This window comes from Colwellia sp. MB02u-10, from assembly GCF_014077185.1.
In the GTDB taxonomy this organism is placed as follows: Bacteria; Pseudomonadota; Gammaproteobacteria; order Enterobacterales; family Alteromonadaceae; genus Cognaticolwellia.
The window spans coordinates 90,436-104,835 of record NZ_JACGVK010000117.1; the positions used below are offsets into that span (position 1 = coordinate 90,436).

The following is a 14,400-nucleotide window of genomic DNA, read 5'->3' on the forward strand; positions in this document are numbered from 1 at the left end:
GCTATTGCGCTGTATAGCCGCCGTCGATCACTTGCAAACTACCTGTGATAAATTTTGCTTTATCTGAGCCAAGAAAATACACCAATTCGGCCACTTCTTCTGCCTGTCCTAGTCTGCCTAAAGGTTGTAATGCTGCTTCTTCTGCGTGCACTTCAGCTTTGTTCGCCCCTGACCTTGCACAATAATTATTAATGGCTTGATGGTAAAGTGGGGTTTCAATAGTGCCGGGGCAAACGGCATTGGCGCGAATATTATATTGTGCGTAATCAAGTGCAGTGGTTTTTGCCATTGAGGCGAGTGCGGCTTTACTGAGGTTGTAAGCAAACGAGTTATGTTTGGCAATAAGGGCTTGATCTGATGACATCAAAATTATTGCGCCGTTTTTTTGTGTTTTCATGACAGGTAAAACCGCTTTAATAGCCGCATAAGCGCCTTTAACGTTGATATTAAAAACCCGCTCAAAATCTGCTTCACTAGTGTCTTCAATAGAGCCTGAAAAGTGTATGCCGGCGTTAGAAACCAAGACGTCGATAGGGCCTTGTTTGGCAATATTAGCAATGATCAGGCTAACGTCGTTAACCTTGGTGATATCACAAGGGCAAAAATCACCAAAATCTGACGCGGTAATATCAAGATTAAAAACCTGATATTTTTTTGCTAAGAACAGCTTAACAATACTTAAACCAATACCCGAACTGCCACCGGTAACTAAACAAACTTTTTTCATAGCACTAATACCTAAATTATTTTGTGAAATAATATCGCGACAAGTGCTAAATACCAAGCCTATTAGTTTACATAAAGACAAACCAAGGATAAAACCAGCAGAGATTGTTGTACTGAAACTTCAGCCCCTCATCCGGTAAGCGAACATATAAAGCAACGCATAAAAGCCAAGCAAACTGAAAGCTGACAGCTATTAACTGACAGCTTCTAATTAACAGCTATTTTCACATTTATTTAGCTAATTCGACTAACGCCGCGGTATACATTTTTAAATTTAAAACAAACTGTTTCATAGTAATAAATTCATGCTCTGAATGTCCGGTGTATTCGGCATTGGGCATAGACGGGCCAAAACTAACCGCATTGGGAAATAAGCGTGAATTTGTCCCACCACCAATGGCAATAGGTTTCGCATCTTTAATGCCAGTAAAGTGGGTAAACACCGCTAATAAGGTATTAATATGTGGCACCTCTTTTTGCATAAAAGGGTCACCAATATCATGCGCTAACTCTTTAACATCCGCATCAAATTTGTTATTCCAGTTTTGTACTGCTTGATGTATTTCATCGTTAAGTTGCTGTTTACTCTTGCCTTGTGGACGGCGTAAGTTAATGTTTAGCTCTATGCTTTCATCATGTTGTTTTATTACGGTAGGGGAGACGGTCATTGGGCCCATAAAATCATCTTGATAAGCAATGTTACCAAATTTTTCACCTGTTAAACCTAGGCCAATATTGTCATTAATAAAATTAACTAAAGTACCTGGACCATTATTGACCCAACGCGTATTAGACAATAAATCGGCAAGGTAGGGAATCGCATTGACGCCTTCATCAGGTTTTGAAGAATGTGCTGACTTACCTAACGCTTTAATGGTTAAGGTGCTGTCTTTTAGTTCAAGATCAAAACTGACACCTTGGTAACTTAGTGCTTTGCGCATTAACCTTTCAAGTAGCACAATATTGGCATTTTCAATGGTCGCACTGGCATCTTCAGGGATTTGGCTACCAAAGAAACCACCGCCAAATTCACTCACATAAGGAGAAATTGTTGGCTTTTCTTGCTGGTTAAAAACTAACTTAATAGTGCCGTAACCTTTTTCTGCGGTTACCACCGGGTATTCGGCGTCAATGGTGATATTGGTTTGTGGTAAGTCATGGGTTTTGATATAAGCTTTTAGTGGCTCCCAGTCTGACTCTTCCGCCATGTAAATGTATAACTCAATACGTTTATTCAGTGCTAATTTTTTATCTTTAATCGCCTTCATGGCATATAACGCGGTTGAAATTGGGCCTTTATCATCTTCAGTACCACGGCCAATTAATCGGCCCGGCTCTGAGGTGATATCAAGTTCAAAGGGTGATTTTTGCCATTTTTTTGGGTTAGCGGGTTGTACATCGCCATGAGTAATAATACCCACTCGTTCTTTTTGGTCACCTAAGCCAATAATAACCACATAGCCATCGTCGATATAATCGAAGCCGAGTGTTTGCGCTTGTTTTTTCAATTCTTTTTTAAAGGCAATGTGAGCCGGATTGTCATTAACTGACACTCCTTCTTTGGCAACAGTATTGTGCTTAATCAGCGCACGTAAGCTATTTAGCATATCATCTTGGTAGGTCGTTACAGCATAGTCAGCGGTTATTTGCGCGACACTACTTACGGGCGCAGTTTTCGCTGTAGCCAAGAGACTGATGGTTAATGATAAAAGATAAGTTGTTATGATTGTTGCCGATAAAAGCGTAAGTTTTTTAAGCAAAAGGTGCTCCAGTAATTTGCGATTAAGAAATTTTCAGGGTTACATACCTATTTTACTTCACTATTCAGCCCTGAAATTGCATCTTGAAGTAGGGCCGGTATATTAACGTAAGTTAAATTGATGTGATAGCAGACCACTAAAAATTATACCCGTTCCATTAAGTTTAATTAGTACAAGCGGGCAATAATTTAATGATGTGGTGAGTTAGGTGTATTTTCTTTTGCTTTTCACTTTTGTATGACAAAATAATCCGCGTTTTTGACTAAACTTAACCTGATTGAAGTTTAGTCACTGTTAGCATTCTCACTATCAGCATTCTCTATATTAGCGCAAGGTTAGGTTATCTGTGATGTTGATAGAAATATTATGAATTAATTATCAACCTCAATTGTGATTGAGGTTATACCCTGTGAAACATTCTTACAGGTGTGTCGTTGGCATGGAATTGCGGCGATATTTTACATTAGGAAAGCGTTATGAAATTAATCCGTTGGTTTATTGTTATTGTTATTGTGTCTGCTGTTGTTGGTGGCTTGTTTTATTATAAAGCGTCATTGTCAGGTGGCCAAAAAATGCAATCTGGACCTGAGCCTAGTGCGAAAGTACAAGCTTTTCGAGCGCAAGGCGCTACTTACCAAAAACAAATATCTGTCATTGGTGAAGGGCAAGCGGTTAAATATATTGTTTTGCAAAACGAACTGGCTGGCAAGGTTAGCAAACTTAATATGGCCTCAGGCGATAGGGTTAAAAAAGGCCAAGTGTTAGTTGAATTAGATCACAGTGAAGAGTTAGCGTCATTGGCCTCAGCTAAGGCAACGATGAAATTGAAAAAACGCACACTGCAGCGTTATATCACGCTAGAAAAAGCAAGTCGCATCAGTAAAGAAAGTGTCGATTTAGCACAAGCAGAATATAGCATTGCTAGCGCGGACATGACGCGTTTAGAGGTCATTATTGCAAAAAAAATCATTACAGCACCTTTTGATGCCAATGTCGGTATTCATAATATTAATCTTGGCCAGTTTATTGATGAAAACACTGACATTACCGATTTACTCGGTCTTGAAAACTATATTTGGGTGGATTTTAAGGTACCACAAATCTATGCACAATTACCGGTAAATAGTAGCGTTGAAATTACCGTTAATGCTGATGCTGCTTCAATCGGCGCTAGCAGTGAAGCCATGATCAGTTCAGTAGCGTCTTTATATAGCAAAGACTCTCGTCAACTTAAGTATCGAGCTAAGGTGTTTAATTCAGCGCTGGACATTAAACCCAATCAATTAGTTAAAGTTGCCGTACCCATTATGCCGGTCCAATCTGTCATCACAGTGCCAAACTTGGCGATTGTACGTGATCAGCTGGGCGATTATGTTTTTAAATTGATTAAAGACGAACAAGGCGATTATCGCGCGAGCAGAGAGAAAATTGTCTTAGGCGATAGAATCGACGAGCAAGTTATTGTGATTAAAGGACTCAAGGTAGATGATTTGATCGCCGCTAAAGGAGCATTTAAATTGCGCCAAGGGTTAAAAACTTACTTTGATCAAGACAACTTAGGCGGATAGGAATAGTCATGCTAAAAGAATTATCTTCGCCGAAACATCTTATGGATGTTTTTGTTCGAAAACCTGTAGTCTCCACCGTATTATCGATATTTATTTGTTTAGTGGGTTTATGGGCGGTTAATGCGATATCGGTATTACAATTTCCTAAAATTGAAGGGGCTTCACTGGAAATAACCACTAACTATACCGGCGCCTCTGCTGATGTGGTTAAAGGTTTTGTTACCGACCCAGTAGAACGAGTAGCGTCAACCGTTCCTGGGGTTGATTTTGTCGAATCAAGCACTAGCTCAGGCCAAAGTAAAGTAACCGCCTGGCTTAAGCTTAATCAAAATAGCACCGATGCGCTATCTGAGCTAAACACTCGCCTTAATCAAATAAAATTTGAGTTGCCGGCGGGTGCAGAAGACCCTTTTGTTACCGTAACAAGAACTGATAGACCTTTCGCCGTATTTTATCTTAATGTGGCATCAGAAGGTTCAACACTCGCGCAAATTACCGACTACCTTACACGAGAAATTAATCCGATTATTAACAATATTGACGGTGTACAAAAGGTGGGTATTGAAGGCGCCCGAACTCCAGCTATGAGGGTTTGGCTTGACGCTGACAAATTAAATATTTTCAATCTTAGCGCTGATGAAGTCTATCAAGCCTTGGCGGATAATAACCGTATTTCAACGTTAGGTTATAGTGAAAATGCGCGGCAAAAAATCGATATTGTAGCCAATACACAAATGTCGTCGGTGAGTGAGTTTGAACAGTTAATTGTTGAGCAAAGCGATAACGCTGTTGTGTATTTAAAAGATGTTGCCCGGGTTGAGTATAGTGCGGAACAAGCCACGGCTACCGCGCGCTTTAATGGTAAAGATACCGTTTATATTTCGGTTTGGCCTTTACCGGGTGCGAATGAAATTTCCATCGGCGATGAACTCTATAAAGTGCTTGATGAAATCAATGCCGCCTCACCGCATATTAAAATAGATATTGCCTACGACGGCACACTTTATATGCGAGACGCGTTACAAGAAATTATCACCACACTCATGGAAACCATAGTGTTAGTCGGTATTGTTGTTGTGGTGTTAATGGGGTCATTTAGAGCGGCCTTAGTGCCTTTAGTGACCATTCCTATTTCTATTTTAGGTGCCATTGCGGCTATTTGGTTGATGGGCTTTAGTTTGAACTTACTCACCGTATTAGCCATCGTTTTATCGGTTGGCTTGGTGGTAGATGACGCTATTGTGGTGGTTGAAAACGTTGCCCGACATATGCGAGCTGGTGTGCCGCGTATACAAGCGGCTCTGATGAGCTCTCGACAACTACTGGTGCCAATTATCGCCATGACCTTAACCTTGGCCGTAGTTTATATACCGATTGGCTTTTTATCAGGCTTAACCGGGGTTTTATTTAAAGAGTTTGCTTTTACCTTGGCTATCGCCGTACTCATTTCTGGCTTGGTTGCCGTTACCTTATCACCGATAATGAGTGCTTATGTATCAAGTGAAGGCGGTAAAGAAAGTAAATTAACCGTTAAGGTTAACCACGCATTTGAGCATTTACAAAATTTTTATGGTCGACTATTAGCAAAAACTTTTCACTGGCAAGGACAGTTGTTCTTTTTTGCCCTGATTGTTTCGTTATTAATTGTGCCTTTTTACCTCATGTCAGCCAAAGAGCTAGCGCCGACTGAAGATCAAAGCAGCGTTTTCATTATTGTACAATCCCCACCCGATGCCTCATTAAAATACAGTGAAGATAATGTCGCCAGTGTCGCTAAAACCTTACTAGAAACAGAAGGCAGCAAAGAGATATGGCAGATAATATTTAGTAGCGGTGGTTTTAGCGGTCTTGAATTTGTCAGTAATGATAAACGAGATAAAAGCATTCAAGCAATGCTGCCTGAAGTTTATGGGCGTCTACAGAGCTCTGAAGGTTTAAACTTGTTACCTATTTTACCTTCACCACTGCCTACCGCCGGGCAGTTTGATGTTGAGCTGGTGGTTAAGTCTTCATCGCCCTACAGTGAAATGAAATTGTACGCTGACAAACTTGTGGGTGCGGCATTTCAAAGTGGCGAATTTCTTTATGCCGATACAGATTTAAAAATCGACTTACCGCAAGTTGAACTAAAAATAGACCGAGATAAAATTGCTGACCTAGGTATGACGGTGGCTAACGTGAGTAGCCAGTTATCAACCTATCTTTCCAGCAATTATGTCAATCGCTTTGATGCTAATGGCAAGGCCTATCGGGTTATTCCAATGGTCGCTGATAATATCAGCTCACAACCTGAAAAAATATTAAACCTAACCGTGAAAACACCCGCGGGTGAGTTAATACCGGTATCAGCATTTACTGAAATTAAATATCGCACAGTGCCCAGAACCTTAGGCTCGTTTGGTCAACAAAATTCGTTTAGGGTCTATGGTGGAATATTACCAGGGGTAACAAAAGAGCAGGCATTACAAACCTTAGAGTCAGCAGCGGCTAATATGTTACCCAATAACTACAACTTAGATTATGCCGGTGAGTCGCGTCAAATTCGTGCTGAAGGTAATAGTTTAATCACAGTTATGGCAATATCTTTAGTCATTGTTTTTTTAGTATTAGCGATTCAATTTAATAGTTATCGTGACCCGTTAGTGATATTACTCGGCTGTGTGCCATTAGCCTTGTCGGGGGCATTATTACTACCCTTTTTGGAGTTAACTACGATAAATATTTACTCGCAAATTGGCTTAGTTACCTTAGTGGGACTCATCGCGAAAAATGGTATTTTAATTGTCGAATTCGCTAATCATTTACAAGCAGCAGGCAAAAGTAAATTTGACGCCGTTATTGAGTCAGCAACGACACGTTTACGACCCATATTAATGACCACAGCGGCAACCATACTGGGCCATTTCCCGCTAGTATTAGTCACTGGCGCTGGTGCAGAGGCAAGAAATAGTATAGGTATTATTTTAGTTGCCGGTATGGCCATTGGCACATTTTTTACCTTGTTCGTGTTACCGGTATTTTATTTGTGGATAGCCGAAAATCGCAGTGCTAACAGTGAAGATTTATTAACAAATGATGTATTAACAAATGATGTATAGATAACTGAAAGTAAATACTAGTTAAAGCTTCTGCTTGGTTTTTGTATATTGGCGTTTATGCCGTCAAACGCCAAGCTAAGACTTGGCAAGTTGTGGCTCAATAGGTCAATTAAAACCCAGAAGTTAAGGCTGTTGGCTAAAAAATAAGTTATAAACTTTATAAGTTATGCAAATTTTTTATTGTGTTATTAACTGCTTGTCGTGCATGCTATAGACAGTTTTAGAGACCAAAGCGCTAGCTAAATCATTCAAAAAATTAGCTAGCGCTCTTGGTGTTTTTGTTCAATTAAAAAGGAAAATTAAATGTTTAGTCATATCATGATAGGTGCGAACGACGTAAAAGCATCAAAAGTATTTTACGATGCCATTTTAGGTGAACTAGGCCATAAACCGGGTGTAATGGATGAAAAAGGTCGGTGCTTTTATTTTACTGATAACGGAATTCTCGCCCTAACTAAACCAATAAACGGTGAAGAAGCCGGTCATGGCAATGGCAGTACTATTGGTTTTTCTGCTACGTCTCCTGAGCAAGCCGATGCATGGCAAGCGGCGGGTGTTGCTAATGGTGGTGTTGCTTGTGAAGACGCACCAGGTGTTAGAAGTGCGCCGGTTGGTAATATTTACCTTGCTTATTTACGTGATCCATCAGGTAATAAAATTTGTGCCCTGCATCGTATGGGGTAAAAAGTTAGCTTGGTAAAATAGGCTAATTGAACGTTTTAGAGAGCAATAATAGATAAAAAAAGACACGTTTTAGTGTCTTTTTTTTGTGAAAATATGACTTCTAACAAACAGTATATATCCCCTAAATATCAATCGACTGGCGCTCTTCTTAGTAGAAATTAAAAGTTGACCAATCGGCTAGTAAATTAATTGTTGTATCAGTTTCCGGCAGCATATAGCCTAATGCGATGCTGGCAACTAACATCATAAATGTTGCACCTTTACTTTTAAAATAGGCTATTTTCAGGGCTGTGCCAAAGGAGCGTTTAATGCGGATATTACTTAAATCAACACTGTATATTTCATCTAAAATTAAATGAATAAGTCCGCCAAAGAAAACAAACCCACCTGAAAGTAAGGCAAGAATAGCCGACTTAGTGGCATATTCGTTATTAAATATCCAAGTTAGCTGCGTTGTTAGTAGGCCGCATAAAATAAGGAATAACAGAGAATGACAGCTACCTCGGTGAACCGTCACTTTTTCAAATAACGGTCTTATCAGCCATTTCATTATGCTATAAACGGCTAAAGGTATTACCAGCAACTCAATAAAACGGATCTCTCTAAAGTGCTCTCCGGTAATATAGTGCAAAACCATCAGCAGAATGACGGCGGTAAATATATTGAAAATAATATCAAGTGATGTTGAGTTGTCGGAATCAATATCAGGTAACAATCCCCCAATAGTGCCTAAAAACCACAACCATAATGCTGTATTGATGTCAGTATGACCTGCTGATAATAGCACTGCAGAGCTAATACCTGTACAAGCCGCCGCTATATTGAAGTGAGTCTGAAAATTTGCCATTATTGCTTTTAAGTAGAATATTTTGCCACTATTTTACCTTATATTTCATAGTATAAGCGACATATCTAGGTTTATTACTCGCTTTTAGCTTGTTCTTTAATTTATGCAATCGATGGTGGGCTAATCAAAGGGTCAGAGTCATGGATATTTTGAGTGCAGGTTGTTTTGTAAATTTTAGACATAAAAAAACCGCCATTAAGCGGTTTTTTTTATCATAGCCTGTTGCCAGACTATGGCCAAATCTAAAAGTTACTAGGTATAACTAATAGACTAAAAACGGTCTTTATTTTGGTGGAGCGGGGGGGAATCGAACCCCCGTCCGAAAAGCCTACATCCTTGGTACTACATGCTTAGTCGATCATTTATTTAACCACTTGGACGCCAACCGACAGGCTTCGTCATGGTGAGCTTAATACTATTTCGCGGTTCAGCCTTAAGCGTGCTTCCCTCGCTATCCTATTTGGGGTGACCATCGATCCTCTAAACAATAGGAGAATTTTTGAGGCGATGGCTAGCCTAAGCGGCTAGTGCGAACGTTTCGTCGTTTGCAATTATAGTTTTGCGGCTTTTTACCAGGCAAACCGCCCCTGGGCATGCACCTCGGGTTTCATGAATCTCGTCGAATCCTAGATCCGCCCCAAAGCTTACTCTTTACTTCTTTTCTACTGCTATAGACTATATAAGTCTATGCAGCGCATTATACAACGCTTAGTTTAAATAGACAACGTGATATTTTTTAATCAACTATCTATCTAGGTTTCTATTTTTCATTAATCGGCCTTTATCTACTGCCCATTCTCGATCTTTGATGTCAGCACGTTTATCGTGATCTTTTTTACCTTTGCCCAAATAAAACTCTAATTTAACCCAACAAGCTTTCCAATACATGGCGGTGGCGATTAAGGAATAACCATCACGCTCTACAGCGGCAATAATTTTCTCTAGCTCTCGACGGTTTAATAGTAATTTCCGGTCACGATTAGCATCACAAACCACGTGACTAGAAGCGGCGTTAAGCGGCATTATTTCAGCGCCAAGTAAATAGGCCTCACCATTTTTTATGTGTACGTAACAGTCAGATATATTTACCTTACCGCTGCGTATACTTTTAATTTCCCAACCCTGTAAGCTCATTCCGCCTTCAAACTTATCAGTGAGGGTATAGTTATGACGTGCTTTTTTATTTAGAGCAATAGTATTGCTGCTTGATTTCTTTTTCTTTGCCATTATATTTCCATTTTGTTTGCTACCAAAAATAGCAATCTTCAACATTATACGGAGTATTGCTGTTATTTAAATGGCTTATTTATCATTTTTCACTTTAATGCGTTTTTAAAAGACATTTGCTATGATAGCGCACTTGAGAATTGGAGGGTGAATGCCAAACATAAGCCGTAGTGCATTAGTGATGCACAGTGTAGAAGATATGTATTATTTAATTAATGATGTGATTGCCTACCCGAAGTTTTTACCTAATTGCAGTGATAGTAAAATAGTTGCCCAAGACGAACATAGTATGACCGCCGCGATATTAGTGTCTAAAGGTGGTCTGAAAAAATGGTTCACCACGCAGAATGTGCTCATTAGCAACCAAGAAGTTAAATTGAGTTTAGTTGATGGGCCTTTTAAGTATCTTGTGGGTGGTTGGCAATTAAAAGCCTTATCTGACGATGCCTGTAAAATCGAATTGACCTTAGATTATGAATTTTCTAATAAAATGTTTGATTTAGCTTTTGGTCGAGTATTTAATAATTTAGCCAATAATATGGTGCAAGCGTTTACTCAGCGAGCAAAAGAAGTATACGGTTAGTGGTATAAGCTGCGTATTAATAGAGTTTACATTAAGATGAGCGAATAGGTTATGAGTGAAGAAATTAGTGAGCAAGCCCCATTCGCGATTGAGGTGGTTTACGGCACACCGACACGACAAGAGATTATTAGCTGTACTGTTGAGCCTAACACTACGTTAGAGCAAGCCATTTTAGCTTCTGGCATCGTTGAAGAGTTTCCTGAAATAGATTTAGCCGTTAATAAGGTGGGTATTTGGAATCGCTTAGCTAAGTTAACCGATACGGTGAAAGACTTAGATCGTATTGAAATTTACCGTCCACTGCTTGCTGACCCGAAAGAAGTGCGTAAACGCAGAGCAGAAAAAGCCAAAGAAGAAGGCCGGGCTAATAAAATTACTGGCGGTCGGGTTTAGCCACACCGAGGTAATACTGGCTAGAGTTAATTTACTCTTTTGATATATGACTTAGTCTGACTCAATTAGGTTATTTATTGAAAATTTAGCAATAAAAAAGCATGTCCTAAAATAGACATGCTTTATCTTCAGGATGAACCTTATATCAAGATCACATGGAAGTTGCTCGCCATTAAAGTCATTAATGGCTGCAATGCATCAGTACATTCCTGGACGCCAATGTGAAAGAGTGATGATGTTCAAAAAACAACTAACCGCTAGTTAACCCTAGTTAATCATGGGCACGTTATAGCTTTCGGGTAATTCAAAATCACCTTCAGCATTAACAACCTTATTGTTATCAAAAGTAATGGTAAATTGTTTTTTTGCGTTGAATTCGTCGCTTCGACCTGATTTGAAACTATAAACATAATGCCAAATATCTTTATTAAACGCGCCTTGAACAACAGGGCTACCTAATACAAACTTAACTTGTTCTTTTGTCATACCAATTTGAAGTTTGTCGATATCTTTTTGCTCTAAATAGTTTCCTTGTGGAATATCTATACGATAAACCCAGCTAGAACAGGCAGAAACAGACAAGGCGATTACAATAGCTAATACTCGAAAAAACATGTTAATTATAATTATCCTTTATAGTTTGAATGGGGATAATAGCGAAGCGGGCTAACAGATACAAAATAATTTTTAGTTTATTTTACCCGCTTGTTGATCTTTGCTTTATCCGGCCAGTAATTCTTGCGCGTTAGCTAGGCTATTTTCGGTAATTTTATCACCAGCCAGTAAGCGAGCAATTTCTTGGACGCGGCCATTGCTAGAAAGTTCAGTTACTGTGGTTTCTGTATGTTCACCATCGGTTAATTTAGCGACAAATAATTGTTGATGACCTTTACTGGCCACTTGCGGTAAATGAGTTACACAAATAACCTGAGTATTTTTTGCTAGTTGTTTCAACTTGCTACCTACCATAGCGGCGGTTGGGCCACTGATGCCCACATCAACTTCATCAAATATTAAGGTAGGGGTAATAATTTTATCCGCCAGAATAACTTGCATCGCTAAGCTAATACGAGAAAGTTCGCCGCCTGAGGCAACTTTATTCATCGCTTCTAACGCTTGCCCTGGGTTTAAACTCGCTAGATAACTAACGCTGTCATTGCCATTAACAGATAAGCTTTCGCTTTTATCTTGGCAAATATCGATGAAAAATTTGCCATACGGCATGTTAAGTTCAGCCATGCTTTTGGTGATCATCTTACTTAACTTAGTGGCTGATTTTTTTCTTGAATCAGACAAAATCAGTGCAGCGTGTTGATATTTTTGTTTTGCGGCCTCTATATCATCTTTAATTTGATTTAAACGTGTTTCATCAGAGCTAAATAATTGTAGCTCTTGTAATAGCTGCTGATGAAAGTTTGCTAATGAGCTTGCCGACACTTGATGTTTTTTCGCTAGCAGCACAGCGGTTGAATAACGCTCTTCTATTAAAGTATAAGCTTGTGGATCAAGCTCTAAACTTTCGTAATAATGCTTAATTTCTTGGCTAGCGTCTTCAACTTGAATTAAGGCTTCGTTAAGCTGTTCTGCTATGGCTTTTAATGTCGGGTCATAGTTACCTAAAGTGGTAATTTGCTCGGTACTGTGCCGTAGGCCATCAACGACGTTAAATTGTTCATCTTCAGATAATTGTTGTACAGCAATTAAGGTTTCATTGAGGATGTGCTGACCATTACTTTGGCGGTTATAGTCAATTTCCAAGCTTTCAAATTCATCAAGTTGTAATGAAAACTCATCTAATTCGTTTACTTGGTACTGTAATAACTGCTGTTTGGCTTCACGTTGTATTTTGCTTTCTTGCAACAGTTTGGCTTCTTGGCTAAGTTCACGCCATTGATGGTAATAATATTTAACTTCATCTAATAAGTGCTGGTGGCCAGCATAAGCGTCAAGAATATTGCGTTGTTCAGCGGGTTTAACAAGGAGTTGATGGTTATGCTGACTGTGGATATTAATCAGTAGTTGTCCAATTTCTTTTAGTTGCGTTAAAGGCACTTGGCTACCATTAATATAGGCTTTAGAGCGGCCTTCAGCAGAAATAACCCGCCGCAGAATACATTCATTTTCGAGCAACATGTCATTGTTTTTTAGCCATTTTTTTGCTCTTTTGTTATTACTAGTATCAAAAGTGGCGGCTAACTCGGCTTTCGCGCAATTAGGTCTAACGACGTTGGTTACCGCCCTATCACCTAAGCAAAGCCCTAAGGCGTCAATAGCAATAGACTTACCTGCACCGGTTTCGCCGGTAATGGTAGTCATGCCTTGTTGCCAATCAATGTCGAGTGAACGCACAATGGCAAAATTTTGAATGTTGAGCTGCAATAACATAGTAGCCTCACTGTCTTTATCGCAACGTTATATTGGACAAAGTGTTATACCAATTGATATGGTAACTAAAAAACCAGATACTGTTAATTTATACAGTATCTGGTTTTTATTCAAGCTATGTTTGCAACTTTATTTATATTTCGACATTCTACTCATCGCAGGTTTAAGCAATATTAGTAGAGTTTATGACCCCAACCTAATTTATTTCTTAGTACATTAAAGTAGTTATGATCAAGTGGGTGTATTAGGCGTAGGGTAAATTCACTTTTTTTAATAATCACTTCATCACCGGGCATAACAGCTAAAATTACATGACCATCGCAGCTAACTTGCAAGTTTTCATAGTTTTCATTGGCCAGTTTTAGTTTAATTTCGCTATTGCCATCAACCACAATAGGTCTACTGGTTAACGTATGAGGAAACATAGGCACCAAGGAAAGGGCATTTAAATTGGGGGTTAATATCGGGCCACCCGCTGACATAGAATACGCGGTTGAGCCGGTAGGCGTTGAAACAATTAAACCATCAGAGCGTTGACTAAACATAAAGCTGCCATCGATATAAACTTCAAATTCGATCATGCTGGCGACTTTACCTGCATGCAGTACCGCTTCGTTCACCGCACTGTTTGAGCTTTTAAGTTTGCCGTGGCGATAAACTTCAGCTTCGATAATAAAGCGTTGTTCAGCGCGAGATTCACCTTTTAAAATGGCTTCAAGCGGGGTAATTAAATCATCAGGAGATAAATCGGTAAGAAAACCTAAATTGCCACGGTTAACCCCAATAACACCAATATTGTAACAAGCTAAAACTCTAGCTGCTCCTAACATATAGCCGTCACCACCAATAACAATAGCCAGATCAGCCTGCTCACCAATACGGGTAAGTGACGCCATGACAACATTTTCAATATTAACGGTTTTGGCCACAGAGTCTTCTACCAGCACTTGATAGCCTTGCTGCGACAAATATTGATGTAAAGCTTGTATGGTTGAACTGGCACCTTCATGGTTAGGTTTACCAATTAAGCCAATAGTGCGGTATAAATTACTCATACGGTGCTTATAAATATGTAATATAATTAAGGACTATCAGCAGTTTCGCGCTATTTTGCTTGCTTGTAAAGTTG

12 protein-coding genes and 1 other RNA gene are annotated in these 14,400 nt (G+C 39.4%); 5 read left to right on the forward strand and 8 right to left on the reverse strand.

The genetic code is table 11. From position 1 onward, the window contains the following. Position 1: 1 nt before the first annotated feature. Together H4J59_RS09465 and H4J59_RS09470 are read right to left on the reverse strand one after the other, a co-directional pair. Positions 2-727, reverse strand: coding sequence for an SDR family NAD(P)-dependent oxidoreductase (locus H4J59_RS09465; RefSeq protein ID WP_182238838.1), 726 nt, complete (start codon positions 725-727; stop codon positions 2-4). Positions 728-956: 229 nt separating this feature from the next. Beyond that, positions 957-2,486, reverse strand: coding sequence for a dipeptidase (locus tag H4J59_RS09470; protein WP_220469781.1), 1,530 nt, complete (start codon positions 2,484-2,486; stop codon positions 957-959). Positions 2,487-2,962: 476 nt separating this feature from the next. Between H4J59_RS09470 and H4J59_RS09475 the strand changes: the two genes are divergently transcribed. The 3 genes from H4J59_RS09475 (at position 2,963) to H4J59_RS09485 (ending at position 7,836) form a co-directional block, all read left to right on the forward strand. Next, positions 2,963-4,054: an efflux RND transporter periplasmic adaptor subunit gene (locus H4J59_RS09475; protein ID WP_182238840.1), complete on the forward strand. Its 1,092-nt coding sequence runs from the start codon at positions 2,963-2,965 to the stop codon at positions 4,052-4,054. 8 nt (positions 4,055-4,062) lie between these two features. After that, entirely contained in the window at positions 4,063-7,152 is a 3,090-nt protein-coding gene (locus tag H4J59_RS09480) for an efflux RND transporter permease subunit (RefSeq protein WP_182238842.1), read from the forward strand. 303 nt (positions 7,153-7,455) lie between these two features. Further along, positions 7,456-7,836, forward strand: coding sequence for a VOC family protein (locus H4J59_RS09485; RefSeq protein ID WP_182238844.1), 381 nt, complete (start codon positions 7,456-7,458; stop codon positions 7,834-7,836). Positions 7,837-7,984: 148 nt separating this feature from the next. Here H4J59_RS09485 and H4J59_RS09490 read toward each other — a convergent pair whose 3' ends face one another. The 3 genes from H4J59_RS09490 to smpB form a co-directional block, all read right to left on the reverse strand. Beyond that, entirely contained in the window at positions 7,985-8,683 is a 699-nt protein-coding gene (locus H4J59_RS09490) for a metal-dependent hydrolase (protein ID WP_182238845.1), read from the reverse strand. Positions 8,684-8,972: 289 nt separating this feature from the next. Then, positions 8,973-9,322: a transfer-messenger RNA gene (ssrA, locus tag H4J59_RS09495) on the reverse strand. Between the two features lie 105 nt (positions 9,323-9,427). Beyond that, positions 9,428-9,910, reverse strand: a complete 483-nt coding sequence (gene smpB, locus H4J59_RS09500; RefSeq protein ID WP_182238847.1) for an SsrA-binding protein SmpB — start codon at positions 9,908-9,910, stop codon at positions 9,428-9,430. A 151-nt stretch (positions 9,911-10,061) separates the two neighbouring features. On the opposite strand from smpB, the gene H4J59_RS09505 reads away from it, so the two are divergent. Next, entirely contained in the window at positions 10,062-10,493 is a 432-nt protein-coding gene (locus H4J59_RS09505; RefSeq protein WP_182238849.1) for an SRPBCC family protein, read from the forward strand. 51 nt (positions 10,494-10,544) lie between these two features. After that, positions 10,545-10,886 (forward strand): RnfH family protein, encoded by a 342-nt coding sequence (locus H4J59_RS09510; RefSeq protein ID WP_182238851.1) that lies wholly within the window; start codon positions 10,545-10,547, stop codon positions 10,884-10,886. A 267-nt stretch (positions 10,887-11,153) separates the two neighbouring features. Here H4J59_RS09510 and H4J59_RS09515 read toward each other — a convergent pair whose 3' ends face one another. From H4J59_RS09515 to nadK, 3 genes are all read right to left on the reverse strand, one after another. Then, positions 11,154-11,501 (reverse strand): outer membrane protein assembly factor BamE, encoded by a 348-nt coding sequence (locus H4J59_RS09515; RefSeq protein ID WP_182238853.1) that lies wholly within the window; start codon positions 11,499-11,501, stop codon positions 11,154-11,156. A 105-nt stretch (positions 11,502-11,606) separates the two neighbouring features. Then, positions 11,607-13,271 carry a DNA repair protein RecN gene (gene recN, locus H4J59_RS09520; RefSeq protein WP_182238855.1) on the reverse strand — a complete coding sequence of 555 codons (1,665 nt, stop codon included), beginning with the start codon at positions 13,269-13,271 and terminating at the stop codon, positions 11,607-11,609. 173 nt (positions 13,272-13,444) lie between these two features. Further along, the gene (nadK, locus tag H4J59_RS09525) at positions 13,445-14,326 is read right to left on the reverse strand and encodes an NAD(+) kinase (protein WP_182238857.1); all 882 of its coding nucleotides are present in this window, start codon (positions 14,324-14,326) and stop codon (positions 13,445-13,447) included. Positions 14,327-14,400: the final 74 nt, after the last annotated feature.

What these genes read in the sequence shown, in the direction of transcription:
- H4J59_RS09505 (WP_182238849.1), top strand. Translation starts at nt 10,062, where the DNA reads ATGCCAAACATAAGCCGTAGTGCATTAGTGATGCACAGTGTAGAAGAT.
- H4J59_RS09485 (WP_182238844.1), top strand. Translation starts at nt 7,456, where the DNA reads ATGTTTAGTCATATCATGATAGGTGCGAACGACGTAAAAGCATCAAAA.
- H4J59_RS09515 (WP_182238853.1), bottom strand. Translation starts at nt 11,501, where the DNA reads ATGTTTTTTCGAGTATTAGCTATTGTAATCGCCTTGTCTGTTTCTGCC.
- H4J59_RS09465 (WP_182238838.1), bottom strand. Translation starts at nt 727, where the DNA reads ATGAAAAAAGTTTGTTTAGTTACCGGTGGCAGTTCGGGTATTGGTTTA.
- H4J59_RS09510 (WP_182238851.1), top strand. Translation starts at nt 10,545, where the DNA reads ATGAGTGAAGAAATTAGTGAGCAAGCCCCATTCGCGATTGAGGTGGTT.
- nadK (WP_182238857.1), bottom strand. Translation starts at nt 14,326, where the DNA reads ATGAGTAATTTATACCGCACTATTGGCTTAATTGGTAAACCTAACCAT.
- smpB (WP_182238847.1), bottom strand. Translation starts at nt 9,910, where the DNA reads ATGGCAAAGAAAAAGAAATCAAGCAGCAATACTATTGCTCTAAATAAA.
- recN (WP_182238855.1), bottom strand. Translation starts at nt 13,271, where the DNA reads ATGTTATTGCAGCTCAACATTCAAAATTTTGCCATTGTGCGTTCACTC.
- H4J59_RS09475 (WP_182238840.1), top strand. Translation starts at nt 2,963, where the DNA reads ATGAAATTAATCCGTTGGTTTATTGTTATTGTTATTGTGTCTGCTGTT.
- H4J59_RS09490 (WP_182238845.1), bottom strand. Translation starts at nt 8,683, where the DNA reads ATGGCAAATTTTCAGACTCACTTCAATATAGCGGCGGCTTGTACAGGT.
- H4J59_RS09480 (WP_182238842.1), top strand. Translation starts at nt 4,063, where the DNA reads ATGCTAAAAGAATTATCTTCGCCGAAACATCTTATGGATGTTTTTGTT.